General features: G+C 49.1%; 1 protein-coding gene. It reads left to right on the top strand.

Going from position 1 to position 385, the window contains the following annotated elements:
- The first annotated feature begins 30 nt into the window (after positions 1 to 30).
- Positions 31 to 249, top strand: coding sequence for a hypothetical protein (locus tag Q2B33_RS23385; protein ID WP_300914301.1), 219 nt, complete (start codon positions 31 to 33; stop codon positions 247 to 249).
- The last annotated feature ends 136 nt before the right edge of the window (positions 250 to 385 follow it).

The raw sequence follows: 385 nt of genomic DNA, 5'->3' as shown, positions 1-385 counted from the left end.
AAAGCCGCCAAAGAGCCCCAATGTGATTTCATGATAAAAGATGAAGCCGGAAACCCTCTCATAATCATTGAATGCACGGGAACGGACAAGTCCCATGAACGTCTGATCGCACACATCAGAAAGTATATTGAGTGGTGCCAAAAAACGTACGAGCCACTGAATGAGGACGGACGCTGCAAAGTGGCTGAATACGCTGATCTTCTTTCCGGAGCAGCAAAATTCCAGAGAAAACTGGAGGAGCCGGCCTGAGGGACATGCTGTAATGTGCTTCTCCGGGCAGTCGGGGGACGTGCTCTCACCCATTCCGAGATCCTGATGGAAAGATGTGAGCATTATGAGTACATACGAGGAATTCATGGTGATTTTGACTGTGGCGCTGCTGATT

Origin of the sequence: uncultured Acetatifactor sp., assembly GCF_948601915.1 — a bacterium.
GTDB lineage: Bacteria > Bacillota > Clostridia > Lachnospirales > Lachnospiraceae > Acetatifactor.
Note: the sequence above shows the minus strand (reverse complement) of the source record. Positions and strands in the feature narration are given on the sequence as shown.

Coding starts and splice junctions, on each gene's coding strand:
- Q2B33_RS23385 (WP_300914301.1), top strand. CDS start 31: ATGATAAAAGATGAAGCCGGAAACCCTCTCATAATCATTGAATGCACG.